The organism is Thermotoga sp. Mc24, assembly GCF_000784835.1.
Taxonomy (GTDB): Bacteria; Thermotogota; Thermotogae; order Thermotogales; family Thermotogaceae; genus Thermotoga.
Genome location: NZ_JSFH01000008.1, coordinates 43,593 through 70,391, shown reverse-complemented (window position 1 = coordinate 70,391; position 26,799 = coordinate 43,593). Strand labels below are relative to the sequence as shown.

Annotated in this window: 26 protein-coding genes and 5 tRNA genes; 6 read left to right on the top strand and 25 right to left on the bottom strand. The window is 45.1% G+C overall.

Features of this window, described 5'->3' with window-relative positions:
• Positions 1–11: 11 nt before the first annotated feature.
• From MC24_RS03845 to MC24_RS03825, 5 genes are read right to left on the bottom strand one after another with little or no spacing between them, the layout of a single operon-like run.
• A complete protein-coding gene (locus tag MC24_RS03845; RefSeq protein ID WP_011943709.1) occupies positions 12–1,667 on the bottom strand; it encodes a radical SAM protein in 1,656 nt (551 codons plus the stop codon).
• Complete coding sequence (locus tag MC24_RS03840; RefSeq protein ID WP_038052698.1) at positions 1,664–2,446, bottom strand: hypothetical protein; 783 nt, start codon at positions 2,444–2,446, stop codon at positions 1,664–1,666. Before MC24_RS03840 ends, MC24_RS03845 begins: the two co-directional genes overlap by 4 nt.
• Entirely contained in the window at positions 2,436–2,798 is a 363-nt protein-coding gene (locus MC24_RS03835; RefSeq protein WP_148186790.1) for a hypothetical protein, read from the bottom strand. The genes MC24_RS03840 and MC24_RS03835 overlap by 11 nt, the downstream gene beginning before the upstream one ends.
• A complete protein-coding gene (locus tag MC24_RS03830; protein WP_011943712.1) occupies positions 2,779–3,348 on the bottom strand; it encodes an RNA polymerase sigma factor in 570 nt (189 codons plus the stop codon). Before MC24_RS03830 ends, MC24_RS03835 begins: the two co-directional genes overlap by 20 nt.
• Before the next feature lie 32 nt (positions 3,349–3,380).
• Entirely contained in the window at positions 3,381–4,445 is a 1,065-nt protein-coding gene (locus MC24_RS03825; protein WP_038052689.1) for a lysine racemase, read from the bottom strand.
• Positions 4,446–4,494: 49 nt separating this feature from the next.
• On the opposite strand from MC24_RS03825, the gene MC24_RS03820 reads away from it, so the two are divergent.
• From MC24_RS03820 to MC24_RS03810, 3 genes are read left to right on the top strand one after another with little or no spacing between them, the layout of a single operon-like run.
• Entirely contained in the window at positions 4,495–5,292 is a 798-nt protein-coding gene (locus MC24_RS03820; RefSeq protein WP_038052687.1) for a purine nucleoside phosphorylase I, inosine and guanosine-specific, read from the top strand.
• The gene (locus tag MC24_RS03815) at positions 5,293–6,294 is read left to right on the top strand and encodes a DHH family phosphoesterase (RefSeq protein ID WP_038052684.1); all 1,002 of its coding nucleotides are present in this window, start codon (positions 5,293–5,295) and stop codon (positions 6,292–6,294) included.
• Positions 6,251–9,862: a diguanylate cyclase gene (locus MC24_RS03810; protein WP_038052680.1), complete on the top strand. Its 3,612-nt coding sequence runs from the start codon at positions 6,251–6,253 to the stop codon at positions 9,860–9,862. Before MC24_RS03815 ends, MC24_RS03810 begins: the two co-directional genes overlap by 44 nt.
• On the opposite strand, the gene MC24_RS03805 is transcribed toward MC24_RS03810, so the two are convergent.
• From MC24_RS03805 to MC24_RS03755, 11 genes are all read right to left on the bottom strand, one after another.
• Positions 9,828–10,571, bottom strand: a complete 744-nt coding sequence (locus MC24_RS03805; protein ID WP_012311025.1) for an Mrp/NBP35 family ATP-binding protein — start codon at positions 10,569–10,571, stop codon at positions 9,828–9,830. The two genes, MC24_RS03810 and MC24_RS03805, sit on opposite strands and share 35 nt — an antisense overlap.
• A 10-nt stretch (positions 10,572–10,581) precedes the next feature.
• Positions 10,582–10,938, bottom strand: a complete 357-nt coding sequence (rplT, locus tag MC24_RS03800; protein ID WP_038052677.1) for a 50S ribosomal protein L20 — start codon at positions 10,936–10,938, stop codon at positions 10,582–10,584.
• A 13-nt stretch (positions 10,939–10,951) separates the two neighbouring features.
• Positions 10,952–11,149 (bottom strand): 50S ribosomal protein L35, encoded by a 198-nt coding sequence (rpmI, locus tag MC24_RS03795; RefSeq protein WP_038034634.1) that lies wholly within the window; start codon positions 11,147–11,149, stop codon positions 10,952–10,954.
• A gap of 14 nt (positions 11,150–11,163) precedes the next feature.
• Positions 11,164–11,616 carry a translation initiation factor IF-3 gene (gene infC, locus MC24_RS03790; protein ID WP_443080237.1) on the bottom strand — a complete coding sequence of 151 codons (453 nt, stop codon included), beginning with the start codon at positions 11,614–11,616 and terminating at the stop codon, positions 11,164–11,166.
• A 207-nt stretch (positions 11,617–11,823) separates the two neighbouring features.
• Positions 11,824–11,899, bottom strand: a tRNA-Lys gene (locus tag MC24_RS03785).
• Positions 11,900–11,920: 21 nt separating this feature from the next.
• Positions 11,921–11,995, bottom strand: a tRNA-Arg gene (locus MC24_RS03780).
• A 6-nt stretch (positions 11,996–12,001) separates the two neighbouring features.
• Positions 12,002–12,077: transfer RNA gene (locus MC24_RS03775), tRNA-Ala, on the bottom strand.
• Between the two features lie 188 nt (positions 12,078–12,265).
• Positions 12,266–12,341, bottom strand: a tRNA-Phe gene (locus MC24_RS03770).
• A 12-nt stretch (positions 12,342–12,353) separates the two neighbouring features.
• A tRNA-Val gene (locus MC24_RS03765) sits at positions 12,354–12,428 on the bottom strand.
• A 33-nt stretch (positions 12,429–12,461) separates the two neighbouring features.
• The gene (locus MC24_RS03760) at positions 12,462–13,184 is read right to left on the bottom strand and encodes a GGDEF domain-containing protein (RefSeq protein WP_038052806.1); all 723 of its coding nucleotides are present in this window, start codon (positions 13,182–13,184) and stop codon (positions 12,462–12,464) included.
• A gap of 5 nt (positions 13,185–13,189) precedes the next feature.
• Positions 13,190–13,576, bottom strand: a complete 387-nt coding sequence (locus tag MC24_RS03755) for a hypothetical protein (RefSeq protein WP_038052674.1) — start codon at positions 13,574–13,576, stop codon at positions 13,190–13,192.
• A 26-nt stretch (positions 13,577–13,602) separates the two neighbouring features.
• Here MC24_RS03755 and MC24_RS03750 point away from each other — a divergent pair, with 26 nt between their 5' ends.
• The gene (locus MC24_RS03750) at positions 13,603–14,223 is read left to right on the top strand and encodes a nitroreductase family protein (RefSeq protein WP_038052672.1); all 621 of its coding nucleotides are present in this window, start codon (positions 13,603–13,605) and stop codon (positions 14,221–14,223) included.
• Complete coding sequence (locus tag MC24_RS03745) at positions 14,202–15,455, top strand: glycerate kinase type-2 family protein (RefSeq protein WP_038052668.1); 1,254 nt, start codon at positions 14,202–14,204, stop codon at positions 15,453–15,455. The genes MC24_RS03750 and MC24_RS03745 overlap by 22 nt, the downstream gene beginning before the upstream one ends.
• Here MC24_RS03745 and MC24_RS03740 read toward each other — a convergent pair.
• From MC24_RS03740 to MC24_RS03725, 4 genes are read right to left on the bottom strand one after another with little or no spacing between them, the layout of a single operon-like run.
• Complete coding sequence (locus MC24_RS03740; RefSeq protein ID WP_038052664.1) at positions 15,445–16,053, bottom strand: ComF family protein; 609 nt, start codon at positions 16,051–16,053, stop codon at positions 15,445–15,447. The two genes, MC24_RS03745 and MC24_RS03740, sit on opposite strands and share 11 nt — an antisense overlap.
• Complete coding sequence (locus MC24_RS03735; RefSeq protein WP_038052661.1) at positions 16,047–17,129, bottom strand: hypothetical protein; 1,083 nt, start codon at positions 17,127–17,129, stop codon at positions 16,047–16,049. The genes MC24_RS03740 and MC24_RS03735 overlap by 7 nt, the downstream gene beginning before the upstream one ends.
• 12 nt (positions 17,130–17,141) lie before the next feature.
• Positions 17,142–17,585: a ribonuclease H-like YkuK family protein gene (locus tag MC24_RS03730; protein WP_004082010.1), complete on the bottom strand. Its 444-nt coding sequence runs from the start codon at positions 17,583–17,585 to the stop codon at positions 17,142–17,144.
• Positions 17,586–17,595: 10 nt separating this feature from the next.
• Positions 17,596–18,741 carry an alkaline phosphatase family protein gene (locus tag MC24_RS03725; protein ID WP_038052657.1) on the bottom strand — a complete coding sequence of 382 codons (1,146 nt, stop codon included), beginning with the start codon at positions 18,739–18,741 and terminating at the stop codon, positions 17,596–17,598.
• Positions 18,742–18,859: 118 nt separating this feature from the next.
• On the opposite strand from MC24_RS03725, the gene MC24_RS03720 reads away from it, so the two are divergent.
• On the top strand, positions 18,860–19,795 hold the full coding sequence (locus MC24_RS03720) for a helix-turn-helix domain-containing protein (protein WP_156105044.1): 936 nt from the start codon (positions 18,860–18,862) through the stop codon (positions 19,793–19,795).
• Here the strand turns inward: MC24_RS03720 and prfB are convergent.
• Genes prfB through MC24_RS03695 form a run of 5 tightly spaced genes read right to left on the bottom strand, consistent with a single transcriptional unit; the run spans position 19,787 to position 26,795 of the window.
• On the bottom strand, positions 19,787–20,890 hold the full coding sequence (gene prfB, locus MC24_RS03715) for a peptide chain release factor 2 (protein WP_008194827.1): 1,104 nt from the start codon (positions 20,888–20,890) through the stop codon (positions 19,787–19,789). The genes MC24_RS03720 and prfB overlap by 9 nt on opposite strands.
• 5 nt (positions 20,891–20,895) lie before the next feature.
• Positions 20,896–23,511: a preprotein translocase subunit SecA gene (secA, locus tag MC24_RS03710; RefSeq protein WP_038052654.1), complete on the bottom strand. Its 2,616-nt coding sequence runs from the start codon at positions 23,509–23,511 to the stop codon at positions 20,896–20,898.
• Between the two features lies 1 nt (position 23,512).
• On the bottom strand, positions 23,513–24,739 hold the full coding sequence (locus MC24_RS03705) for a hypothetical protein (RefSeq protein ID WP_038052651.1): 1,227 nt from the start codon (positions 24,737–24,739) through the stop codon (positions 23,513–23,515).
• Positions 24,736–25,539: a TlyA family RNA methyltransferase gene (locus tag MC24_RS03700; RefSeq protein WP_038052648.1), complete on the bottom strand. Its 804-nt coding sequence runs from the start codon at positions 25,537–25,539 to the stop codon at positions 24,736–24,738. The genes MC24_RS03705 and MC24_RS03700 overlap by 4 nt, the downstream gene beginning before the upstream one ends.
• Positions 25,518–26,795, bottom strand: a complete 1,278-nt coding sequence (locus MC24_RS03695) for a PQQ-binding-like beta-propeller repeat protein (protein WP_235280296.1) — start codon at positions 26,793–26,795, stop codon at positions 25,518–25,520. The genes MC24_RS03700 and MC24_RS03695 overlap by 22 nt, the downstream gene beginning before the upstream one ends.
• Positions 26,796–26,799: the final 4 nt, after the last annotated feature.

The window sequence follows — 26,799 nt, the reverse complement described above, 5'->3', positions numbered from 1 at the left end:
CCGAGTATATTTTACACCTGCTGTAAAGAAATGCCAAGCTTTCTGAGAAAGTTCACTGTCTCGGCGGGAACTACTTTCTTGAGATCTTCCCAGCTTCTGAAGGGACGATTCAAGATGATCTTTCTGGCGAGGGCACTTCCAATCCCTGGGATCGCTGTGAGTTCTTCCAGTGACATGGAGTTTATGAAGGAAGGGTAAGGCAGGGCAGTCACCGATCGTTCGCCATGGGAAACTACAACCACGTCCAGCACACCGCTGTGATTTCCCGGAATGCCGACGAGTATTGGATAACTCCCCAGCTGTCTTCCAAAAGAGGTTTTTCCTTCTCTGTACTCAACTATCACCTTTTTTAGAACAGTGCCGGCAGGGAAGACTCTCTTCAGCATTTCACGATCTATCTCTTCTCTTATTTTTCTTTTCCATTGTTCATGAAGATGGCTTTTGATTCTGTGCTTTTTATTCTTCAGATACTCGTATACCGGAGTTCCCGGATAGGCGAGAAGTTTTCTGATGTTTATCCTTCTCAGAAGATAACCTTCATCGAGAATGCGCTTCAGATATGAATAATTCTTTTTGAGGGTTTCTTCCGTTTCCCCCGGAAGACCGAAGATCAGATTCACACCGGGAAGGAGTTTTGGTATTCCATCTACCCGCACTCCACCTATCTCATTCACAACAGCGATGGCTTTCAAAAACTCTTCCGGCGAACCCTGAACGTTGTTCTTCTTCAGAACATTTTCGTCGAAGGACTCCACTCCAAAGGAGAACACATCACCTGGTGTGTTGTATCTGACAATGGTTTCAACTATCTTTCTACATTCCTTTTCGTATGTAACAAGGTAGGATGGGTTGGCGTTGTCTGTGTGGAGAACTTCCAGATGAGGAGCTACTTCTCTGGTACCCGAGTACAGCTCTTCCAAGATCTCTGGGGAAGGCTTCCCTCCGTTTCTGTCAGATCCAAACGCCAAGATATTTGCAGCCCTTCCGAAGCGAAATGCTCTGCATCCAGCTCTGTAGAGGGACTCTATCTCTTTCAGTATGGCCTGTACATCTCGAGATTTCAACCTTCCGTGGAGAAGCGGCTCTGTACAAAAAGAACAGAACGTTCTTCTTTCACAACCCCTCGAGACTTCTATTTCGCATATGACATGCGGAAAGTTCGGATGTTTCTCAAGGACAACGGCCCCATAAGGTGCCACCGCATCGATCAGCTCATAATCGCTTTTTGCCTCTGGATCGGGTACACCTCGAAAATAGGAGACTACAAAAGCCTCCATATCTCCACTCACCAGATAATCCGCCTGTATGTCAAATCGTCTTGCCACAGATCCCCCTCTGAGTGAATATCCCCCAACTATTGGGCCTCCCACTATTTTGGTGGGCCTTCTTGTGATGCTGAGAATCCTCTGAAGCTCTGAAAGGGTGAGAGGTGTTCCGCCCTTGTATCGACCTGGCACGGTGATTCCACCAAAAACAAAAAGAAAGTCGTATTCGTTCGCAATTTCCCAGAGTGATTCCTTTCTCATCCTGTCTATGGTGACATAATCGACTTCTACATCATGAACCACAAGTGCACCTGCGAGGTACCTGATGTACGGACTCACATAAGGTGGGACACCGAAAGCGGCAGGTTCGTCTATGTAACCGTCCACTATGAGCGCTCTCATTGTCCAAGAATCACCTTTATCTCCTCAAGAGTTTTTTCATCGGCAACGATGGCTATCTTGAGCCCGTTGATGCTGATTTGCAAACCACCCTTTGGAAGGTCGTTTCCTATGAATATCTCTACCTTCTGACCGTTTTTGTAGATACCTTCTATCTCGAGCCCCGATGTTCCTTCTCTGATTATGAGGAAACGAAAGTTACTCAGGATGTCAACCAGTTCTTTTGGAAATTCCACTCCAGAGTCCACAAGAGTGTAGTCTTTCAAAATTTCATTCTTATCGGCAGAAAGTGGTTTCACTTCTTCGTAAATCAGCTTGCTCTTCGTGTCCATGTAGTTTCTTTCGATCTCTTTTGGAAACCCATCGGATGAGAGAAGCACGCGGTATTCTCCCGTGTCATGAATGTATATCTCGTACCCTTCGTTTGTTTCTTCAATTTTCAGATCTCTTCCCTGCAGAATCTCTTTGAAGGCAAGATCCTCAAGATCGAGAATGAGCATGGGAGATCTCTTCAAGGTGGTACCGGATCCCATGTAACAGCTCTGACCCAGTCTCACCCAGTTCACACTGACGGGTTCGTGTACCAGAACCATCTTGTCTGCTCCCCACTTGTACACCTCTTCGTATCTGAAACGGCTTTTCAAACCAATTTCAACCATTATCCTCTTCGCGTAATAGTTTGCGTACATCCATTTTTCCACGATTTCAGGTAGTGCAAAAATCGTGGCTGCGAGGAAAAACAAAACTACCAGAACGTATTTTTTCACACTATCACCATCCATCGCTCACTACTTCCACTGTTTTTATGTAATCTATTAACTCTTTAACAACAGGATTTTGTTTTTGAACAACTTTTCGAGACGGAGAAACCGGGAAAATGTCGAGGACTACAGAAAGAAGCAGCAGGGAAACTGCGATCCCAGCGAAAACTGTTGAAAGAACAAGTTTCTTCCGCCTTTTTTTCATGATCTTCCTCATCAGACGTTCACTTGGAACGTACTCGCATCGTATTCTGAAGAGAGTGATAGCTTCTCTGTAGATTCGGTAATCTCTGAGGAGTTCCTCAGGAAGCCCCTCTATGGGTTCTTCACCGTCAAGAATCCTGTTCAATCTGTCATCTTTCAACAGTTCCACCCTCTTTCAGCAAGTTTCCCAGCCTCTTTCTTGCGTAGTGAAGACGGCTTTTCACAGTTCCAACAGGTTTTTGCAAAACGGACGCTATTTCTTCATAGCTCAACCCGTCTATATCTCTCAGTTTTATGAGCAACCTGTCCTCCGGTGAAAGCTTTTCCAGAGCCTTTTGAACCCTCTCAGCAGTGATCGATCGAAGCACTTCATCGAACACATCCTCTTTCGCTTCCGGCTGGATGTAGATTTCCTCTTCGTTGTCTTTCTCCTGGAAATCCGTCAAAAACTCGTTTCTCTTCTTGTACTTCTGAAGATAGTCCTTACAGACATTCACGGCTATCCTGTAGATCCACGTGGAGAGTTTTGAATCGCCTCTGAATTTCTTTATCCCTTTGAAAATCCTCAAAAAAACATCCTGAACAACATCATCCACATCGTCGGTGTTCAAAAAGCTCTTTGCTATACTTCCTATTTTTGGAGCGAATTCTCTGTATAGAATCTCGTATGCCCAGTCTTCTTTCCTTTTGAGGGCTTCAACGAGTTTTTTTTCGTTCAAAACCGCTTCCTCCTCGTATTAAGACTTTCCCCTCAAATTGAGGGTTCATACACCTTCTCCACGAATGGAGAAGTCATAGCCTTCAAAAGACAGGAGTAAGTCATTCTGAACCTGAACACGTCACCGACTTTCACATCTCCAAAATCCGTAACATCGAGGACGATATGATCGCTCGAAGCGTGCAGTACCTCAACTCCTTTGTCCACGGGAATGAGACCTCTGCTGTCTATATCTTGCTCTCCAAGAGCGCAGATCGCTCTCTTCCTTATGCCCCTGTCCACGAACTCAATCTTCCTTCCAAAGACATCGAGTCCCTTCTTTCCAAGAGGAACGGATTGTTTCTCCTTCACCTCTATCACTTCAGCCTCGATCAGAAAGGTGTCCTGAGAAAGCCAGTCTATGACTCGATTGTTCGTTATGTCCCTTCCCAGAACAATGGCCTCTCCTATCCTGAGCTGGTTTATTCCCTCAGGAATTTCGTCATTCTCCAGCGCGTAGAGCGCCGGAGTGTTTCCACCGGAGACTATCTCTATGTTGAACCCGTAATTTTTTTCCAGCTTTTCCTTTATATCGAGCAGGATTTCGAACTTTTCTCTCGTTGGTATGATACCACCGTAGCATCCAAAATTGGTGCCTATTCCCACAACGTTGGCTCCTTTGCATTGAGCAATTTCTTCAACGGCCTTCTCAAACCAAACACCTTCTCTGAGATCTCCCACATCTATCATATATATGATCTTCACGTTTCTCTTTATCTCTCTGGAGAGCTCATCCACTTTCTTTGCCACATCAGGATCGGAGACCATGATGTAATCGAAGTGCCTCACATCTTCAACAAGTTCACTCATCATGGGAAGTCTCAGGAGCATGAACGGTCCTTCTATTCCTGCTTTTTTCATTCTGAGAACGTTCTTTATCCTGGACTCACCCAGTATTCTGATACCCGCTTTTCTGAGCGTTTCCGCAAAACGGGGATCACCAAGGGTTACCTTGGTAACACCGACTATTTCTATACCTCTTCTGGAGGCCATTTCGACTACTTTTTTTGCGTTTTCTTCTATCTCTTTTAGATTTATCAGAAGCCTGGGATACACCATCAACACCTCGCTTTATAGTAGAATAGTTACGTGGAGGTGATCACAAGTTATGATGAAAAAGATCGAAGAAGCAAGGACGTTTATAAGTGAAAGAACGAACCTTTCACCGGACATTTTGATCATCCTGGGATCCGGTTTTGGGTCTTTCATAGAAAAAGTGGAAGACCCTGTTACTATAGATTATAAAGATATTCCTCACTTCCCACAACCTACTGTGGAAGGCCACAGCGGGAAACTTGTTTTTGGAAGAATAAGCGACAGGCCTGTTATGATCATGGCAGGAAGGTTTCACCTTTATGAGGGTCACGATCCAGCAACGGTGGCTTTTCCCGTGTATGTGGCAAAATACGTGGGAGTGAGAGGTGTCGTCGTAACAAACGCTGCCGGTGCGATAAACCCGGAGTTCAAACCTGGAGAAATCATTCTGGTGAGAGACATAATAAACTTCATGTTCAGAAATCCTCTCAGAGGGTCAAACGACGAAAGGATAGGTCCGAGGTTTCCTGATATGTCCTCGGTTGCTGATCCTGAATGGGCGAGGAAAATCCAGGAAAGACTCAGACTGAAGGAGGGGGTTTACATCGGTGTTCTTGGACCAAGTTACGAGACGCCAGCTGAAATACGCGCCTTTGAAAAGCTCGGAGCCGATCTTGTTGGAATGTCAACCGTTCCGGAAGTGATCGCTGCAAAACATTGCGGGCTCAAGGTGGTTGTATTCTCCTGTGTGACGAACATGGCAGCCGGTATCACCCACGGAAGACTGTCACACGAAGAAGTGGTGAGAACAACGAAAATGGCACAGGGTAAAATAGAAAAAGCTCTCACCACTACAGTGGAGGTGTTCTAAGTGGACGAGATCGTCAAAGTGCTTTCCCGACACGATAAAATACTCGTTGTAGGACACATAATGCCCGATGGTGATTGTGTGAGTTCCGTTCTGAGCCTCACACTCGGACTGGAAAAATTAGGAAAAGAAGTGAAGGCTGCTGTAGATTACAAAATTCCTTACGTATTCGAGAAATTCCCTCACATAGATAAAATAGAAGAGAATCTGAATTTTGATCCAGAGCTTCTTGTGGTGGTCGATGCTTCCTCTTCCGACAGAATCGGAAAGTTTCAGAATCTCCTGGATAAGGTTCCTTCTGTTGTGATCGATCACCACTCAACGAACACGAATTTCGGGAACTGGAACTGGGTGGATCCGTCCTTCGCAGCCACCGCTCAGATGATATTCAGAATCAACATGGCGCTTGGTGTAGAGTACGATTCGAACCTTGCCACTTTGAACTACCTTGGGATCGCAACCGACACAGGGTTCTTCAGGCACTCCAACGCAGATGTCAGAGTGTTCGAAGACGCTTACAAACTGGTGAAGATGGGAGCAGATGCACATTTCGTTGCCAAAGAGATCCTGGAGAACAAGAGATTCGAACAGTTCAAACTGTTTGCTGAAGTCCTTGAAAGACTCCAGCTGCTTGAAAATGGAAAGATCGCATATTCCTACATCGATTACGACACCTATCTCAGACACAACTGCACCGATGAAGACAGTGCGGGATTCGTCGGTGAGCTTCGTTCCATAAGAGGCGTGGAAGTGGCTGTGCTCTTCATGGAGTTTCCACGCGGTAAAATACATGTCAGCATGAGATCAAAAGACTGGTTCAACGTCAACGAAGTTGCCTTTGAGCTTGGAGGAGGAGGTCATCCAAGAGCAGCAGGTGTATCTTTTGAGGGGGAGAAAATAGGAGAAGTGATTCCCAGGGTTATAAATCATCTCTTGAAGAAGTTCAGAGAAGGTGTGGAAAATGAGAGTGAAAAAATTTCTGAGAGAGACGTACTGGGGGGATGAATTTCTCATAGAAGATGACGGTGAAGATCAAGTTTTGAAAATCGTAAAAGCCTCCGTGGATAGATCTTTCTTCTTCAACGAATACGCGAAATTGAAACGGCTCAGGCTGCCAAACGTTCTTCTGCCTGAAAGGTTGAAAATCTCTGATGGGAAGTTCCTGCTGTTCTATCCCTACTACCACAACCTCGCACCTCTCGAAAATCTGAGCGATCAGGTCGCAAAGCAGCTTCTCAAGCTGTTTCTCTTTCTCTCGAAAGTGGGCGTCACTATTCCCGCGCTCGGGATGGACGACATACTGGTGAACGACGGAGTTTTTTTGATCCCTGCACTCATCTCGAACATTCCGGACGATGTGAAGGGCGTTGTTTTTTCTCCAGAGAGATCTTCCCGGGCAACCGAAGAAGTGTGCAGGCGTTTTTTGAAAATCCACGGAATAGAACCTCATCTGGAGACCAGAGAGCCCTCGTTCGACTCCAGAGAGATCAGAATTCCCTACATTCACAGGAAAGAAGAAGAACTGATAAAAAGAGACATAGAAACTTCCCAAAAATTTCCTCTCTTCATTCTGATCACAGGTGAACAGAGGGTGGGAAAAACGAAACTCGCGTCTGTTCTGGTCGATGAATTGAGAGAAAGAGGATATATGATTCACCAGATCTCATCTCTTGAAGATCTCCGTGTATGGTACGATGCTTCAGACGAACTCGATCTTCTCACCAAACTCGACGACGGTCAAAAAAAGGTGATCTTGATCGACGACTTGTTTGAAGGTTCAGACTTGTTATCGTTTCTCGAGGAGTTTTCCGGACTCTCCACTATCACCAAAATAATCGTTCTAACAACTTCTACAAAGGCTTTTCAATTCTTCCACAAGGTGTACAGGCTCTCTCCTTTCACAGTTGAGGAAACTCGTATCTTTCTTGAGAGAGCGATTGGAAAAATCAGCGAGGATCAAGTTAAGTTGATTCACAGTCTCAGCAAGGGATTACCGGGATACATGGTAGAATTGTTGAAATTCTTCAACAAATCCAATCTCAGAGAAAACATCGTTGGAATCTTAAAACCTCTTCTTCGAGAGCTGGATTCCGCAGAAATCAGAGAACTGAGCGTTCTGGGACAGAAGTTCACCGGAAGCGAATTGAGGGTTCTTGAAAAGATAACCGGAAAAGACTACCATGACACTTTGATGTCCGCATATGATTCTGGTGTGATAACGACAGAAGAAGGACTCTACAGATTCGCACTTAGAGAATTCTGGAAATACTACTACAACAAGCTTTCAGAGAACAAAAAGAAAAATCTCCACGAAAAACTGTTCGAAAATCTCCCGGACGACCTCGCAATAAAACACGCTCTATCTCTGGAAGACCCAAAATTAAAGTTTTTCTACGTGCTGAGATACGTGAGAAAGCACTTCTGGGATTATGAAAAGACCAGATCGCTCATTGAATACCTGAGAAGACTGGAAGAGTTTTTCGAAAAGCCCTATTATTCCATAGAAAGCTTGAAGATGAAGCTCGTTTTCAGGATAGATCCTCTGGGTACAGAAAAGGAGAACTTCCACTTTCGAAGGTTCAAAACTCTCGGAGAAGCAGATATCAACTCAATCTTGCAAAAAGGCTCGCTGTCTTATTATGATCTATACAATCTCGTCGTTCTTTCCCGTTTTCACATAAGAGCGGGAAAGAAAGCCCCTCAGGAAATTCTCAACACCATCAAAAGAGAGCTCAAAGAGAAAAACTTCTCCACAAGAGAAAGGCTTTATCTGAAGGCTCATCTTCTCTACGATCTCTTTTCTTCAACTGAAGATCGGGAAGCACTGAAAGAGATGATGAACATTGCCACCTCGGAAGGTTTCCTCGACCTTCAAGTGATGGGTTACAGAGCTTTGGGAGTTCTTTCAAGAACGAGAGCGATGAGCAACTACTACTTCCATCACTCTTTAGAGCTTTCAAGAAAAATAGACCCATCACTTTCCATCGTGGACGAAAGCAATTTGACATGGAGCTTGCTCTACGAGGGAAAAATAACGAACTTCCTCGTCCAGCTTGAAAGACTGAGAAAACAGGCAAGGCTCTTTGAAGACATGCCCATCCTTTCTTACACCTACTTTCTCGAAGGGCTCTACTACATCCACAAGAAAGATTTCCAAAAAGCAGAAGAAGTCTTCAGAACAGAACTCGAACTGGAAGAAAGACACGGAATAGAAAGAAGAGCACTCAGAGGACTGGTCATTAACTATCTGTTTTCTGGAGACGTTGAATCCGCTAAAAGTCTTCTGGAAAAGGATGAACCCGAGTTCGATAGATTCGGATTCGATTTTCTCAAGAGGCTGGTTCTTGCAAAAGACGATTCAGAGCTCTTGAAAATCTGGAAAGAAAGGCTTGAAACTCCTCAGAAATTCTTCAACGAAGAAATCGCTTACGTTTTTACAGAAAGGTTAGCAAAATTGGATCCAGAAGGCTTCGAAGATTTTCTGCTCGAACTTGAAAGGGAAAACGTCGAAAACTCTTCAAATCTCACACTCGCTCTGGTTTATGAAACCTTTTACAAATTCTACAGTGCCCTTGGAGAAAACTTCAAAGCCAAGCGTTATCTCAGAAGGGCGATTTTTGTTTACAACCTGATAGGCTTGAGAGAAGTTTCGGTCAAGCTGGAAGTGGAAGAAAAAACTCAAATTGAAGAGAAAAAAGCACCGTTTTATCTATTGCTGGGTTTCATAGAAACAGAAAAGGAATTTTCTGATATGATGGAGTTTGCTTCGGCAAGGCTTTCAGAAGTAATTCCATACGAAGTTTTTTCAATTCGAATAATTGAGAGAACAACGAAAAAGGTGATGGAAGAATATTCAACATCTCCAATCACTCCACCTATGGAGAAGGACTTCCTCGAAATTTCACCCTTCAGAACGGTCATGTCCTTCCATCTCGATATGAAGCACGACATGATCGTTGGTGTCGAGACCAACCTTGAATGTGACGAAAAGACAGCCTGGGAGCTGGTGGAAACGCTCGAACAATTTGGAAACATTCTCACCACCATTCTCAGAGAACGTCTCTACAGAGACAGAAGTATGAAGGATCCTCTCACGGGAGTTCTGTCCAGGTGGTACTTCATGGAACGTCTTGAGGAAGAGGCGTACAAATCTTCGAGGTATAAATCTCCCCTTTCCATCATTATGTGCGATGCCGATGACTTCAAAAAGATAAACGATCAATTTGGACACGTTGCGGGTGACAAAACTCTCGGCTGGCTGGGAAGAAAGATGAAGTCCGTTTTGAGAAAGAGCGATCTTGTGGGAAGATACGGAGGGGAAGAGTTCATTATAGCTCTCCCGGGAACTTCCCTGGAAGAGGCAAAGATTGTAGCAGAGAAGCTGAGAAAGGCCGTTATGGAAGATCCAGAGAACACCTATCACATCACTCTGAGTTTTGGAGTGGCAGAATACAAAAACGGCGAGGACCCCTTTGAAACAATAAAAAGGGCCGATGAGGCCCTCTACCTGGCAAAAACTCTTGGAAAGAACTCTGTGGTCACAGAGAAAGTACTTTCTCGACGATCTTCTTGAATTCTTCTTCTATTGTGGTTCCTCTCTTATAAACCACCGCAGGCCTTCCTTCGTCTGAGAGGGAAACCACCTCTGGATCCATGGGTATCCTGGCAAGAAGAGGGATACCAAATTCTTCTGCCAGTTTTTCTGTCTCTCCCTTTCCAAAAACGTATATCTTCTCACCACAGTTTGGGCAGACCAGATAGGACATGTTTTCCACCAGTCCGAGTATCTTTCCACTCAATCTTTTGACAAAGTTTATCGCTCTTCTCACATCGTCTCCAGCCACTTTTTGAGGAGTGGAAACGACTATCACAGCGTCAGGTTTTATTATTTGAAAGGTGGAAAGCGCTTCGTCCCCTGTTCCCGGTGGAAGGTCACAGATCAGGTAGTCGAGGTCACCCCATTCTACATCTCTTGTGAGCTGTTCAATCGCCTTGTGTTTGAGAGGACCTCTCCATATGACGGGAGCACCTTCCTGGAGAATCATTGCTAATGAAAAGACTTTCAAAGAATCTCCATACTTTGCTGGAACGATCTTTTCACCTTCGGAAGGTGGCAGAGAAACACCGAGCATCCTTTGAACGTTTGGTCCGTGGAGGTCGAGATCGAGAAGACCAACCTGGTAACCCTCAGCCGCCAGTGCAACAGCAAGGTTCACCGCTACAGTAGTTTTTCCAACGCCACCTTTACCACTCATCACAGCTATCTTCTTCGTTTTTTCCATTCTCAACACCTCAGGATGCGAGAGCTTCTTTCGCTATCTTCACGTATTCTTTGAAAGCTTCAGGATCGTTCACTGCGAGTTCAGAGAGCATCTTTCTGTTTATGGAAACACCGGCAAGCTTCAAACCGTGAATGAGCTCGCTGTATTTGAGTCCTTCGTTTCTCGCAGCGATGTTGATTCTTGTGATCCAGAGTTTTCTCATATCTCTCTTCTTCAGTTTTCTTCCAACATAGGAGTACCATTTCGATCTTACATACATCTGCTTGGCGAGCTTGTACCTTCTGCTGAGAGCTCCTCTGTATCCCTTGGCAGCCTTCAAATATTTCTTTCTCTTCTTTTTCGCGTGTACAGCTCTTTTTACGCGCATGATTTATCCCTCCTCACTTTTTCCCAAGAAGTCTGAGAACTCTGTATTCGTCAGCGCTGGACACAACGTCTTTCTTCCTCAGTTCCCTGAGGGCATTTCTTCTTTTCTTTCCCGTTTTATGACTTCTGTAAGCGTGATTTCTCATTATCTTACCGTTCTTTGTTATCCTGAATCTCTTTGCGGCACTCCTGTTTGTTTTCACCTTCGGCATATCCAGGACCTCCTTCACGAATTTTTGGGTTTCAGCACCATCCACATGTCTCTTCCTTCCATCTTGGGAGGACTTTCCACCGTAGCCAGATCCTCAGTGTCTTTGATAACTCTTTCCAAGATTTCTTTACCCTTTTCTGCGAACATCATTTCTCTTCCTATAAACATCACAACCACCCTGACTTTGTGACCATCTTCCAGGAATCTCCTTATATGCTTCACCTTGGTTTGATAGTCGTGCTCATCGATATTCAGACGGAACTTCATTTGCTTCAACTGAACGGTTTTTTTCTTGCTTTCTTTCTGTTTCTTTGTGAGCTGGTACTTGTACTTTCCGTAGTCCATAATTTTGGCAACAGGTGGATTCTCGTTGGGAGCAACGAGAACAAGGTCAAGCCCCTTCTCCCTTGCAAGTTCCAGAGCTTTTCTGGTTGGCATGACACCTATCATCTTCCCATTTTCGTCCACCACTTTGACTTTTGGAACTTTTATCTGCTCGTTTCTCGGAAGATCCGTGTTTACACCGATATCTATCGCCTCCTTACACTATAAAAAATAGCGGGCAAAAAGCCCGCTTCCCCTCGAAGCTGAATCTTTCAGGGATATTTACCCTGGTAGCCTTCTGCCCCAGGGTGGGAAGCCGGGCTGGCCTCCACTTACTTTTTTAATGAAATCTGGTGGGCCGTGCAGGACTCGAACCTGCAACCCCCTGATTAAGAATCAGGTGCTCTACCTATTGAGCTAACGGCCCACCACATATTCCTTCCGGGAGTGGTGCCCCCGGGAGGAGTCGAACCTCCATTTGCGGATTAGGAATCCGCCGTTCTATCCGTTGAACTACGGGGGCCCCCGCTGGTGGAGCCGATGGGACTTGAACCCACGACCTCTACCGTGCCATGGTAGCGCTCTCCCAGCTGAGCTACGGCCCCACCTCGTCTTTATATTATAACACAATCCTTTTCCTTTGAAAAGACCAGTTCAGACGCGCCGAAGAAGATTATAGCATGAGCATGAAGTATGTTCAACCCCTGTTTTTAAGAAAATCTGGATCTTTAAAACAAAAAGCCCGGTCAGTCAAAATGACCGAGCTGAAAATCCAGGTTTCAACGGTACGAGCTGGTGGCCAGGGGCGGAATCGAACCGCCGACACCTGGATTTTCAGTCCAGTGCTCTACCAACTGAGCTACCTGGCCACCTAACATCTCTGGTGGGAGCGGCAGGACTTGAACCTACGACCTCCTGCTTGTAAGGCAGGCGCTCTCCCCCTGAGCTACGCTCCCACCGCATTGAATATATTACCTTAAAATTTTGAGTTAGTCAACCTCTGGCTCTTCCGTCAGAACGCGCTTTTGCTTTTTCAGGTTCTTCAGAGCGTACATCTGAAGATCTGCGTTTTGAACAATTCCTTCCACATTTTCACCGGGTTTCCAGGTCTCTATTCCATAAGAAAATTCTACCGGGAGTCCCACAGGGTTGAAAATTAATTTTTTCTCAAGTCTTTTCACAATGTTTTCAACAGTTTTTTTGTCGGTATCCGGGAAAGCAATAAGAATTTCGTCTCCACCGAATCTGACCGCACAATCGGTTTTCCTGATGTTCTTGATGATCTCATTTGCAACGTACTTCAAAAGTTTGTCGCCCATTCTGTGAGAATACTTATCGTTGATGGTTTTGAAATCGTCTAGATCGATGATGAGAAAGGAGATGCCTTTTCCATTCTTTCTTTTTTGCCTTTCCATTTCCCTCGGGAGCCACTCTTCAAAAAAGTAGTACCTCGTATAAAGCCCCGTGAGGTGGTCTTTTATGGCTATTTCTTTTAATCTCTTGAAGATTCTTGTTACACCAAAAAAGGTAACTACTATCCCAACAAGTATGATGTTATATCCAAATGTCTCGTTGATCTCCGCCAACAAAAGTCCCCCTGTTATGATGGAAACTCCGAGTTCCAGAAAATAACTCCCCAAGTTCCTCGTGTACTTTCTCACGATAACGACGAAGAAGAAAAGGAGCGCAGCAGCCGTTAAATGGGTGATCATCTCTATCAACGAGGCTCACCCCCCACTTCGTATTTTCCAATGAAGACCTTCAAATCCTTTGGAAACACCAGAAGGTGTGGAGGGATCACGAGGTAAAAACCCTCCCGCTTCGTTTCCACAGAGAAGCTGTGCTGCTCTTTTTCACCCTCGAGCTTCACTTCCACGGTGGCTGTGGCTTGATCGCTCGGTGAAAAGATCCATCCAGAAAAAACGATTCCCTTTTGGAATTCGTCTTCGAAAAGAGTAAAATATTTCACAAGGAACGACCTGGTTCCCGTGCTCTCGTAGAGTTCCTCGGGAAAATCCACCGAGAGCGGCACAAGATACAGGAAAGATCCAAAAGAAATTGAAAGCAGAACAGAAACAATCAAAAAAGCCAGTGATTTTCTCACGTCGCTCACCCCCGGAGGTGGTAGAGATGGACATCTTTGAATCAATCAAAAACAGGCACTCAGTGCGGGATTTTTTGGAAAAGAAAGTGCCGGAGAGAATAAGAGATGATATTGAAAATCTTTTAGTAAAGTTTATCACGAAAAAACTGGACTGGAAAATGAATCTTTCCTCATTTCCAAGTTACATTTACGCAAAAGCTGAAAAACATTTTGACGAACTCGTCGAATACGGTTTTCAGGGAGAACAAATAGTCCTTTTTCTCACAGCACAGGGTTTTGGAACGTGCTGGATGGCTCGCTCACCCCATCCGGACGTTCCTTACATCATCGTCTTCGGATACCCCAGGACCAGAAATTTCACCAGAAAGAGAAGACCCATCACCTCCTTTCTCGAAAACGACCTGGAAGAGCTTCCACCCGAGGTCGTAAAGATCGTTGAGATGACGATATTGTCACCGTCTGCCCTGAACAGACAGCCGTGGGAAATCAAATACACCGGTGGTGAACTCTGCGTCTCTTCGGAGAGGCCCGTAGATCTGGGAATAGCTCTGTCACACGCGTACCTCACAGCCCGGGAGATATTCAAAAGAGAACCTGTGATACAAAAAAGAGAGGAGGATACGTATTGTTTGATCCTGAATCCTTGAAGAAATTAGCGATAGAAATAGTCAAAAAATCCATAGAATCGGTTCTTCCTGACAGAGCGGTGAAAGAAGCGCTACCGAATTTGAAACTCGATCAAGTGATTCTCGTTGCCGTTGGAAAAGCAGCGTGGCGAATGGCAAAAGCTGCTTATGAAATTCTCGGAGAGAAGATAAGAAAAGGTGTGGTTGTAACAAAGTACGGCCACAGCGAAGGACCGATAGATGACTTTGAAATCTACGAGGCAGGTCATCCGGTTCCCGATGAAAACACCATAAAAGCCACCAGGAGAGTCTTAGAACTTGTTGATCAGCTGAATGAGAACGACGCAGTCCTTTTTCTTCTTTCTGGAGGAGGTTCCTCCCTCTTCGAGTTGCCTGTGGAAGAGGTGCCTCTCGAAGAAATTCAAAAGCTAACCAGCGCTCTCCTGAGAAGTGGCGCAAACATAGAAGAGATAAACACCGTGAGGAAACACTTGTCGCAAGTGAAAGGTGGTCGATTCGCGGAGAGGGTGTTTCCCGCTAAAATCGTAGCGCTCGCCCTTTCCGATGTGCTCGGTGACAGGCTGGACGCGATAGCATCTGGTCCTGCCTGGCCGGACAGCTCCACCTCTGAAGACGCTTTGAAAGTTCTGAAGAAATACGGAATAGAAATCAGTGAATCGGTGAAAAGAGCGATCCTTCAAGAAACACCGAAACATCTATCGAACGTGGAGATACATTTGATAGGAAATGTTCAGAAGGTGTGTGACGAAGCAAAAAAACTAGCAAAAGAAAAAGGATTCAGTGCGGAGATAATAGCCACTTCTCTAGACTGCGAAGCCAGAGAAGCGGGAAGGTTCATAGCGAGTATCATGAAAGAGATCAAGTTCAAAGACAGACCTCTGAAAAAACCAGCCGCACTGATCTTCGGTGGAGAAACGGTCGTTCATGTGAAAGGAAACGGCATCGGAGGAAGAAACCAAGAGCTAGCCCTCTCAGCGGCGATAGCCCTTGAAGGGATAGAAGGAGTGATCCTGTGTTCAATAGGAACAGATGGAACGGACGGTCCCACAGACGCAGCTGGAGGAATCGTGGATGGAAACACGGTAAAAACGCTGAAGGCAATGGGAGAAGACCCCTACCAGTATCTGGAGAACAACGATTCGTACAACGCTCTGAAAAAAACCGGGGCGCTCTTGATAACAGGGCCTACGGGAACGAATGTCAACGACTTGATAATAGGCCTCATCGTTTAGTTTTCGTCAGAACGTAAACGAAAACTTTGCTGGCTCCGTTCTTGAAAAGGGTTTCCACACAGTCTTTCACACTGGTTCCCGTCGTCAAAACATCGTCTATCAGTATCACGTTCTGAGGAGAATCCTTCTTACAGATGAATCTTCCGGTTCTTTTCCTCACTTCTTTGCTCTTTTCCACCTGTCTTCCTTCTGACACGTTTTCCAGAACAGCGTCAAACGGTATGTTCAATTCTTTGCTCATTCTCTTCGCTAGAAGCCTCATGTGATCGAAGCCTCTCTGCTCGAGAGAATCAAAAGAAGAAGGAACCCATGTGATGAGGTTGGCTTCTCTGGGAAAATAACTGTAAAGTTTCAGAAAAAGCTTCACCAATGTTCTGGAAAGAGAAACTTCATCATGATATTTGTAAAGCCTTATGATGCGTTCAATTTCATCCGTGTAGTCAGAGTACACAAAGAGCTCGTATTTTCTGTGAACTTCGCGATAAAAAGAAGGTCCCTTTCTGAGGACCTTCTCTTCACAATTCTCACACAAAGATCTGAGTGGTGACACTTCCTTGCCACAGAGAAGACAGTTATTCTCAAAAAGATAGTTCAGCACCTTCTCCAGATTCTTCTCGAGTCTATCCAGGATACCTTCTTTACCCCCTTCTGTTTCAGTTCGGCTTTCGCTTCGTTGGAAATGGGAAAGTTGAACGCCACCTCCGTGTTCGAGAGGTCAATTTTCTCAAGAGCATTCAAGACATCTTTTCTGTTCAGTTCCACAACGTGAAGGACGAGTTTTCCTTCTTTCGTCACAGCGCAGCTGTCGAAAACCGGGTGCATAGAGAGCACCTCTGTGAAGTTGTTCGTTGGAACGGGTTCTCTCAGGTATCCAGACGCTCCCAAAAGAACGAGGCCCTCTTCTTGAGGGGGCAGGTCTTTTACTCTCAAACCTTCCACATCACCTTCGAAATCCTCTGCCACGATGAAGTCAAATTTCTTCTCTCCTCTGAACACACCTTTGAGTGCGAAAACACCGCCTTCGATTTCTGGAAGATCACCCGTCAATGAAGCGTAAACGATCTTCCCATTTTTAACCAGAACGCACGCTTTCTGGGGCAGGAACCTTATTAGATGCGAAGCGAGACCGATATCCTCAACCAGTTCTGGAGGAACACTCACTGGCAGGAGACTGACAGGCGCTTTGATACCTTCCTGTAATCTTTCCAAGACAATCGCTTTCCAATCCTTTATGAAAAACAGATTAGACAGGTGCTCAAGAACTTCGGAATGAACTTTCAAAAAATATGCCAGCCCTTTGAGAAGAAGGTACCTCCTAGTTTGAAGGGAAACGTCCCCCGCTCTTTCTATCTCAGAGAAGGTGAGTTTCAAATCTTCCAAGGTGGTCACCACAAGCTTTTCACGATAATTCTTGATCGCCTTTAGGAAAAGGAGAGTTCTGTTCTCATCGACGGCCGAAAGAATCTTTTCCTCTCGTTTCTCAGAAGGCAAATCTTTCCAGTTCAAGTAAAGAAGATCGAAGTCGTCTCTTTCGAACGGTCTTATCCTAGGGATTCTATCTTTGAGAATCTCGAAACAATCGTTATCAGCGAAGATTTCGTATGTTTCATCGAGTGTATCGAGAATTTCGATCAGTTCGTCTTCGAATCTGGAGACACTTAGAAGAATTCTCACAACTATACCTCCCTATTTGGTGTGTTTATGCGCAATTTTCGTGGCGGCGAACGAATCAGGTTTTATCTGATAGGGGTATCCAACCCCTTTCACGTAACCTATCACACTGGACACGAGATCTTTTGTGAGACCCTCGTAACCTATGTCGAGGTGCACAACAGGTTTTCCCAGCTTCAATATCTCCTCTACGAATCTTGCCATCTCGAGACTCATCTCCGCTTCTTTGAAGATCCTCGAATACAGATCTTTTCCATTTCCGTCCCTGTACACCGTGTAAAAGTAAGTGGCACCGCTCCCAAAACGATACACAACAAGTGCTGTGGCGTATATCACTTTCCCGTCCTTCACATCACTGTCCGTCCCGACAAACACGCTGTATTTGTATCCTTCTGTGAACTTTTTTATGAGCTCTCGAACCGTTCTGTAATCCACTTTTCCCCAGGTTGGACTCTTCAAATAACGGAACTTACCACCTCCTGTAGACTACCAAAGGCACCACCAGTTCCTGATAAGAAAGACTCCCGTGCCTTCCAGACAAGCTCTCTTCCTTCCCTGTGTATCTGTAGTTAAAGGAAAAAGTCTCCCTTGTTATCAGAACAGCGTCTCCCACTCTGCTGAAAAATTCTGGGTGCTTTCTTCCAGTTCCAAAAAGCTGGACGACGTCTTTCGTGTCAAGAAAAACGGCAAAATCTCCGTATTTCTCCTTAAGATATTCTATCAAAGCTCTCTTTTTTTTCGTATAAAGAAACATCATTCTCTGTTCTCCAGCGGGGGGTCTGTCGAGAAACCTCATGACTTCAGAAGAAAAATCCCACCATATTTCGTTGTCTTGAGGTGTCGAAATCTGCCCGTGGTCGCTCACAAGGAAAAAGAGTGTGTCCTGCTTCAGCCTGCGGAGAAGTTCGGACTTCAAGATCCTGTAAATCCATCTCAGCTCTCTGATGTACTCTCTTCCAACACCGTTTTTGTGCGCTATCGAATCCAACGTTGGCCAGTAGATGAAAACCAGCGTTCTGTCGTGTTTTTCAAGCACTTCAAGAGTTCTTTCGATCATATCCCCAAAACTCGAAAAACCGATCTGCTCCGATCCCTGGGACATTATTCTGGAAAAACCCGTTCCCAGAAGATACCTTGGAATAAAAAAGAAGCTCTTCACTTTGCTCTGAAGTCTCTGAAAGATAGTGGTGAACTTGAAATCGTGAAACCTGAGCACGCTGTCTCTGGGAAGGCCCGGAGGAGACATCTCTATCATGTTCACAAGGCTTCCCACTTCTCTGAGATAAAGAATGTAGCCCAAAAAGCCGTGTTCTAACGGTGTGAGAGCAGAGTAGAGACTGGGAAGAGCAGCAGCGGTGGTGGTTGGAAAAACAGACGAACAGGGAAAAACCTGAACATCGTCATCATGAATCGTGTCCGAAAAGATCTCAAAACTGAGGCCGTCTATTACCATAACGATCACTTTTCTCACGTTTTCAAGAACTCGCTTGGGGAACCTGAAAGGCCTATGTAGTGGTTTTTCGTCGAACAATTCGAGAATCGAATTTGAAAAATTGACGATAGAGTTTTTGTAATCCGGCCAGAAAAGACCTTCATCCAGTTTTTTGAGCTCCATTCCGTTCCTCTTTCCTCCCTTTCGTGTGGTAAGATTTGAAACGGAAGCAACGGGCAACGGGGTTGATACTGTGTTAAGGGTCCTCATCAGAAAGGATATTGTCAACACCTTCAAAGATATGATATCAGAGATATCCCACGATGTGATCTGGGATCTGTACGAAGGAGAAGACTACAGAGACAAGATCCTTGCCGAAAAGTGGGATGTGGTTTTCGGTGAGAAGATCCTGGAACTGGAGGATACCCTTTTTGTCCAGTCTTTGAGAGAGCTGGAAATCGCCTTGAAGTACGCGGCTGTCAGAAAGGATTTTGAAACCATCAAAGCAAGATTCAACCTTTTACTCTACACTCCAGAGCTTCAGGGAGCCAAGATAAAGGAAATTCTGTTCCGAGTTTTGAAATTTTACAATTCTTTTTCTATCTTCGCTCTTGTTTCAGAGAAAGGGGTTCACAGACACGCGTATGTGGATTTTGTAACGGGTGGAAATTACCTTTCCCTCATCTACCATGAAGATCTTCCAATGAACATAAATTCATACACTGTTTTCATCGACGATGTGCCTCCAGATTTCTCGCCTGCTGGTCTTGGTGGCAGAAAGATAATACTGGGAATGAACAGCACGCCGAAAAACAACATCCCTTTCGTCGAAATACCGCCTTTGAGAGAAAGGAAGATGGATATACCCTACATGCTTGACGGGGTCATAAGATCTCTTCAATTCCAGGGAAAAACAGTGAAAATCGATGACGATCTGACAAAGCTCCTGATAGAGTACCACTGGCCGGGAAACACGCAGGAGTTTCTCGAGAAAGTCTACGAAATAATTACTCTGGAGAATCCCGTTGATCAGGCGATGAAAATCGCCAGTGGAATCGATGAGATAAAAGGCTTGAACCTGAAAGAATTCGTTGATTCTCTGGTTGAATTCGTGGAAAAGAAGGTCATAAAGAAAGCCCTCGAGGAAAACGAGGGCAATCGAAAAAAAGTATGTGAAGTCCTGAATATGAACTACAAGACCCTGTCTTACAAGATGAAGAAATACGGTTTAACTTGATCGACGAGCGAAATAGACCAGCTCGGCCTCTATGAACATATCTATGTCTCCATCCATAACGGCGTCAACGTTCGCAGTTTCCACTCCGGTTCTGTGATCTTTAACCATCGTGTACGGGTGGAAAATATAAGATCTTATCTGGTTTCCCCAGGAAATGTCCTTGAGTTCTCCCTGAATCTCCTGTATTTCTCTTCGCTTCTTTTCCATCTCGAGCTGGTACAGTTTCGCCTTGAGTATCTTCAGCGCGGTCTGTTTGTTCTGGTGCTGCGATCTTTCGTTTTGACAGGAGACCACGATCCCAGTTGGCAGGTGAGTGATTCTCACGGCAGATTCGGTTTTGTTGACGTACTGTCCACCGTGTCCAGAGGCTCTGAAGGTTTCTATCTTCAAATCTTCTGGCTTGATTTCTATATCCACATCGTCATCTATCTCCGGAATCACATTCACAGAAGCGAAAGAAGTGTGTCTTCTTCTGGCTGCGTCAAAGGGTGAGATCCTAACCAGCCTGTGAACACCGGATTCGTATTTCAGATAACCGTAAGCGTATTCACCTTTTATGAGGATCGTGGCATCCTTGATGCCGGCTTCCTCTCCTGGCTGCAGCTCTACGATCTCAACATCGAAACCTTTTCTCTCTGCCCACCTCATGTACATTCTGAGAAGCATCTGCGCCCAGTCCTGGGACTCAGTACCACCTGCACCTGGATGGACCGACAGGTAAGCGTTGTTCGGATCGTATTTTCCGTTCAGAATGATTTCAAGTTCCAGTTTTTTGACGGCGCCCTCCAGTTCCTGGACTATTTCTTCCACGTGCTGAGCCATTTCTTGGTCCTCGTCGGAAAGTTCTATAGCGACTTCCAGATCTTCGAACAGAGACCTCACTCTCTTCAAATCTTCAGAGATGTTCTTCAACCTCTTCAGTTTCTGGGTGTACTCACGCGCCTTTTTTTGATCATTCCATACCGATGGATCTGTGAGTTTTTTCTCTACCTCTTCGAGTTCCTTGTTGATTTCATCCTCGTTGACCACCGAAAGAACATCCTTGTATTTCTTTTCAAGTTCTTCTATCTTGGTTTTGGTTTCGAAACTGATCATACCCATCACCTCTTCACTCTTATTCTACCAAAGCTGTGCAGTCCATCTTTTTTCTTTTTCTTTTCTGTGGCTCTTCTCATCGCTCTGTTCACAAGATTGAATTCTTCATGCACGAGTCTTATTTTACCAAGTTCTTCTTTGGCCTCTTTTTCATCCTTTTCCGAGACTTTAACAACTCTGAGGACGTAGTTGGCTATCGTATCGTTTATTCTTCTCATCATTTCATCGAACATGTAGTACGTTTCCTTTTTGAATTCAACGATAGGATCTTTCTGACCGTAAGACCTCAGCTGAACGGCTTCCTTAACGTGCTCTACCTCTTCCAGGTATCTTCTCCAGTGATCGTCTATTATTCTGAGCATCAGGAATCTGATCACTTTCCTGTAATCCTCGCCTATTTCCTGCTTCTTTCTCTGATATTCCTCCCAAAGTCTGTTGAACAGGTAATCGTGAAGTTCTTCAGAAGAACTGAATTGCTTTTCGTCCAGGTCGAACAAACCAGCCGGGAAGAAAGAAAGAGAATTCTTGAGGCTTTCGATATCCCAATTTTTCCCGGAACAGTACTCCTCAACCCTTGTGCTGACAACATCTTCGAAGATATCCTTCAGATATTCGTCGTAGTCTTTTTCGAGAAGGATCTGATCGCGAAGCGAGTACACCGCTCTTCTTTGTTTGTCGAGGACGTCATCCATTTCCATCAAGGTTTTTCTTATCGAGAAGTTGATACCCTCAACCTTCTTCTGAATGTTTTCGATGAGCTTTGAAAGCATCGGATGCTGTATGGGCTGTCCTTCCTCTATTTTGAGTATGTTCATCACTTTTCCAATCTGTTCACCACCGAAGATCCTCAGAAGGTCGTCTTCGAGAGAGAGGAAGAAGATGGACTCTCCCGGATCTCCTTGCCTACCGGCACGTCCTCTCAGCTGATTATCGATTCTTCTGCTCTCGTGTCTTTCCGTTCCTATGATGCACAGTCCTCCAAGTTCCGCCACTCCCGGTCCGAGTTTTATATCCGTTCCTCTCCCAGCCATGTTGGTGGCGATCGTCACCATGCCTTTTTGCCCGGCTTTGGCGACGATCTCAGCTTCTTTTTCATGGTATTTCGCGTTCAAAACTTGATGGGGGATACCTTTCTTTTTCAGCATGGAACTGAGAAGTTCGCTCTTTTCGATGGAGGTTGTTCCGACAAGAACTGGCTGACCTTTTTTATAGCGCTTTTCGATTTCTTCCACGATCTTTTCGTACTTTTCTTTCTGAGTCCTGAAGACCAGATCATCGTGGTCCTTTCTTATCATGGGCTTGTGAGTGGGAATAACCACCACTTCCATACCGTAAACCTGTACGAATTCGCTTTCCTCTGTTTTGGCTGTTCCCGTCATACCGGCGAGCTTTTCGTACATTCTGAAGTAATTCTGAAAGGTAATCGTCGCGTAGGTGATGGATTCTTCCTTTATGGGTACTCCTTCTTTGGCTTCGATAGCCTGGTGGAGCCCTCCACTGTAGCGTCTGCCAGGTAGCAGTCTTCCCGTGAACTCGTCAACGATAATAACTTCACCGTTCATGACGACGTAATCGACATCCTTCTTGAACAGGTGCAGCGCTTTCAAGGCATTTATGAGATGGTAGAGAAGAGACACGTTTCCCGGATCGTAGAGATTGTCGACACCGATGATCTTCTCCGCTTTCGCCACACCCTCTTCGGTGAGAATGATGGTCCTCGCTTTTTCATCTACCGTGAAGTCCTTATCTTTAACAAACTTCTTAGCGATCTGAGCGAATCTCCTGTACACAGAAGGACTCTCTTTGGAGGGACCGGAGATGATCAGTGGGGTCCTTGCTTCGTCTATGAGTACGCTGTCGGCTTCGTCCACAATGGCGTAGAAGTGGCCTCTCTGCACCTTATCGTTGTAATCGAGAACGAGGTTATCCCTCAGGTAATCGAAGCCGAATTCGTTGTTCGTGCCGTAGGTAACGTCGCACAGATAGGCTTCCTTCCTGGTTATCTCTTTGAGTTCCACCTGGAAAGCCTCAACGGCTTCTTTGTTCATAGATTCCTCTTTCAAAACTTCTCCGTTGAACCCATCAGGCCAGACACTCCAGTTTTCCTCTATTGCTTTTCTGGCGAGATCAGGGTTTTTCCACACCACCTCGTACGACTTTCCCAGAGAATTTATCACACCCACTCTCAAACCGAGAAAGAGATACACGGGTCCCATCCAGAGCGCATCTCTTCTGGCCAGATAGTCGTTGACCGTGACCAGATGAACACCCTTTTCGATGAGAGCGTTCAGATAAATCGGCATGGTGGCGGCGAGGGTTTTTCCCTCACCGGTCTTCATCTCGGCCACTTTTCCTTCATGGAGCGCTATACCACCCATCACCTGGACATCGAAAGGCCTCATTCCGAGCGTTCTTCGTGCTGCTTCTCTAACCAGGGCGAACGCTTCAAAAAGGTGTTCATCGGCGTTCTCAAAGGAATTCACTTTTTCCTTCAGTTCCGTGGAAAGTCTTATCAGCTCGCTGTTTTTCTTTGAGCGTAAATCGGACTCTATTTGATTTATTTTTGAGACCATCTTCTCGTATTTTTTCAAAATGCGCTTGTTCTTATCGAAGAGTATCATTTCACATTACCTCCAATCTGTATTTTATGAGACCATCTTCCTCATAGCCTATCAGAAGAAGACTCGACCTTGGAGAAAATCCGAGGAGCTTATCGAAGAGTGTGTAAAGGTCAACGAACACCTCGAGAAAAACGCTTTGAGGTGCTTCTTTTTCCAGAAAGACGAAGCTCGGGTGATTTTCGAGTCTTTTTTTGTTCAAAGTCTGCAGAAATTCCACTTTTTTTATGGATGAAACAACGAGTTTCCCGTTGTAATCGAAGAAGTGAAGAAGCAAACCTCCCACATCGAGCTGCAGTTCTTCTCCCACAAGTTTCGCACCACGGCTGACGAGATCGGACGTCACCTCATCCAGCGTTTTATTCTCCATCAGGAAAGCGAACCGTGGAGTTTCATACAGAGAAGCCAGAAACATAGAGCTCCCCTCAGAAGAAATCGTGTTGAAAAACTTCTCCACATCGCTTCCTTTGAACATATTCGTGAAAAACCACATGAGGAGTTCAGGATCGCTTGTGAATGCAAAAAGATCTCCCAGATACGGTAGTTTACCAATATATTCTTTATCTGATACCCTGAACGGACTGGCCTTCTGCGTGATCTCAACGGTGAGGTGCGATTCTTCCACTTGTCCCACGATTTCGACTTCGCCTTCTTTCCCAAACAAGCTCATTTTCTTGATACGGGCAAATAGCGGTTTATCAGCCGTGTCTTCACTCTCTTCTATCTTTTCGAACACAGTCTCTGTTGAAGAGATCAAGACGTAGTCTCCTGATATTTTCGAGAAAAGAGGTGTGTTGTTTCCCAGAACAAAGAGATCATCACTTTTGATGAAGGTGCGATCCATCACCTTTGCAAAATCCTCAATGAACCTTTCTGGAGCCGTTGTCTTGAAGGCTATGAATCCATCTATTTTTTCTGGTAAGGAGAGAATATCGTTGATATCCAGAGTGAAGAGGTTCGAAATATCTTCCTTTCCGCAGATCACTATCTCGTTTGAAATGCCCTGAAAGAACTCTTCAGGATCGTTCAATCGACTTTCCACCCATTTCACAACTGTTTCTTCGTAACCGACACCTTTCGAGAACAAAAATTCAAAGAGCGGCAGTTCTTTCAAAGCCGAGTAGAACTCTCCGGTATTCTTTATATGGATAAAGTAATCGTAGTTCTGCAGAACAGGTACTGAAAAAGACAGAGAAGCTATTAAAAGCAGAAAAAATACTGTTTTCTTCATCTTTCCCTCTCCCCAAAAAACCTCCAGGCTTGTTCTACAATATTTTTCAGATCTATCTCAGCGTTCTCCCCTTCCTTTTTGACCCAGAAAAAGTACTCTATGTTCCCTTCCGTTCCTTTGATTTTTGAAAAACAGCATCCTTTCAAAATAAAACCGTTTTCGATTAATCTCTTTCGTATTTCCCCCAGTACTTCAAGGTGGACATCAGGATCTTTTACGATACCCCTTTTTACGAATCTTCTTGGAGCTTCGAACTGAGGTTTTACGAGCAAAACAGCATCACCGGTGTTCTTCAGTATCCTGGAAATGGCAGGGATGATCTTTTCCAGAGAGATGAAAGACACATCGCAGGTTACAACATCCACTTTCTCCCCTAGATCTTCAGGAGTTAAATAGCGAGCGTTCACCTTTTCCATCACAACAACCCGGGGGTCGTTTCTCAATTTCCAGTGAAGCTGGCCGTATCCCACATCCACAGCGTACACTTTCTTTGCCCCACACTGGAGGAGAAAATCCGTGAATCCCCCCGTAGACGCTCCTATGTCGCACGCGACTTTCCCTGAAACGTCTATTTTGAAACTCTCGAAGGCAGACTCGAGTTTGTACCCTCCTCTGCTCACATACTTTGGCTCCTCGAGGAGTTCGACATCGGCATCTTCTGGAACGAGTTTGCTGGCCTTTGTGACTTTTTCTCCGTTCACGAGGACCTTCCCCGCCATGATTAACGTCTTCGCTTTTTCTCTGCTCTCCACGAGTCCCCTTTCTAAAACAAGCTGGTCTAATCTCTTCTTATCAGCCACAATTCATCCCCTGCCTTTATCACCGTTCCCCAGTCAAAAAGACGCACTTTCTCAACTTCTTCGAACTCCTTTTTCTCCGTACCAAACATCACAACTCGCTTTCCCGAAACGAAGAGAGGCATCCCAAAGTTTCTGATGAAGAACCCTTCCATATCCTCTCCATCTACCTTTCCATCTTTGTAAACGAGCAGTCTACCCTTCCACACAGCGAAATCATCTGCTTCCATTCTTTCGATCGTCTCTCCGTCCTGTGCGTTCAAAACGAGTACTTCGTCTCCAGCACCCAGGAAAACCCGATCCTTAGAAGAGTCCAGTCCCCAGGCTCCTTCGAATTTTTTCTCCCAGAGAAGCTGTCTTGTTTTGAGATTGTAACTTCTCAAGAAACCGCACACATCGAGTACGTAGAAAACATCACCCTGAAAGGAAAACTCTACCGGTGTATTTGAAACTTTCCACGACCATTTTCCTCTTATATCCATGAGGAAACCCGATGCCGTTAAAACAAAATTGTCCCATCTGAACAGAATTGTATCATCGATCTCTTTACTTCCCATCCTGTGTCTGGTGATCACTATTCCATCAACCACATCAACAGGCTCTTCGACCTTTAGAGTTTTTTCTTCCATCATAAGAAATCCATCGCGATAGATGTATTCTTTTTCTCCGTCCAAAAAGACCATATCGATGTTTCTGTAGAGTCCAGGGACGTCTTCTATGAAAATGTCCCTTCCTGCGTATATCATCTTCCCACCGATCTGGTAAAACCCTTCGTCAACCACCTTTCTGTAGTTTCCTATTTCCAGAGTATGTTTCTCTTTCCACTGAGGAATTATCACCACGGGAGCTTTTCTTCCCGGAAGAGTCGAAGTCGGTTGAAGGCTCCTTTCAAACTTTCCATCTCTGTAAACGACGAGGAAAAACTCATCGGGAAGCTGAGAGTCTGGAAAGATTTCCCTAATAGCTTTTCTGAAGTGTTCCGGGAAGGTGTCTTTTGTTGAGAGATTTTCAAAGTTATCCACGGACTTTTCTTCGAATATCAACTGAAAGGCAACGTAATTTTCCTTAGTTCGAATCTTGACAATGAGGGGTGTTCCCGAACCAGTCAGTACTCCTTCTTCAGAGAGAAAATCTCTCACAGCGCCTTCGTACTCAGAGGGGCCGTCGTAAACAAGGGTCACCACAGGAAGGCGTTTCCATTCCTCGATGATCTCCATCTCATACGACGTTGGCGTCGCATCACCGAGGAAGTAAAGCACTCCG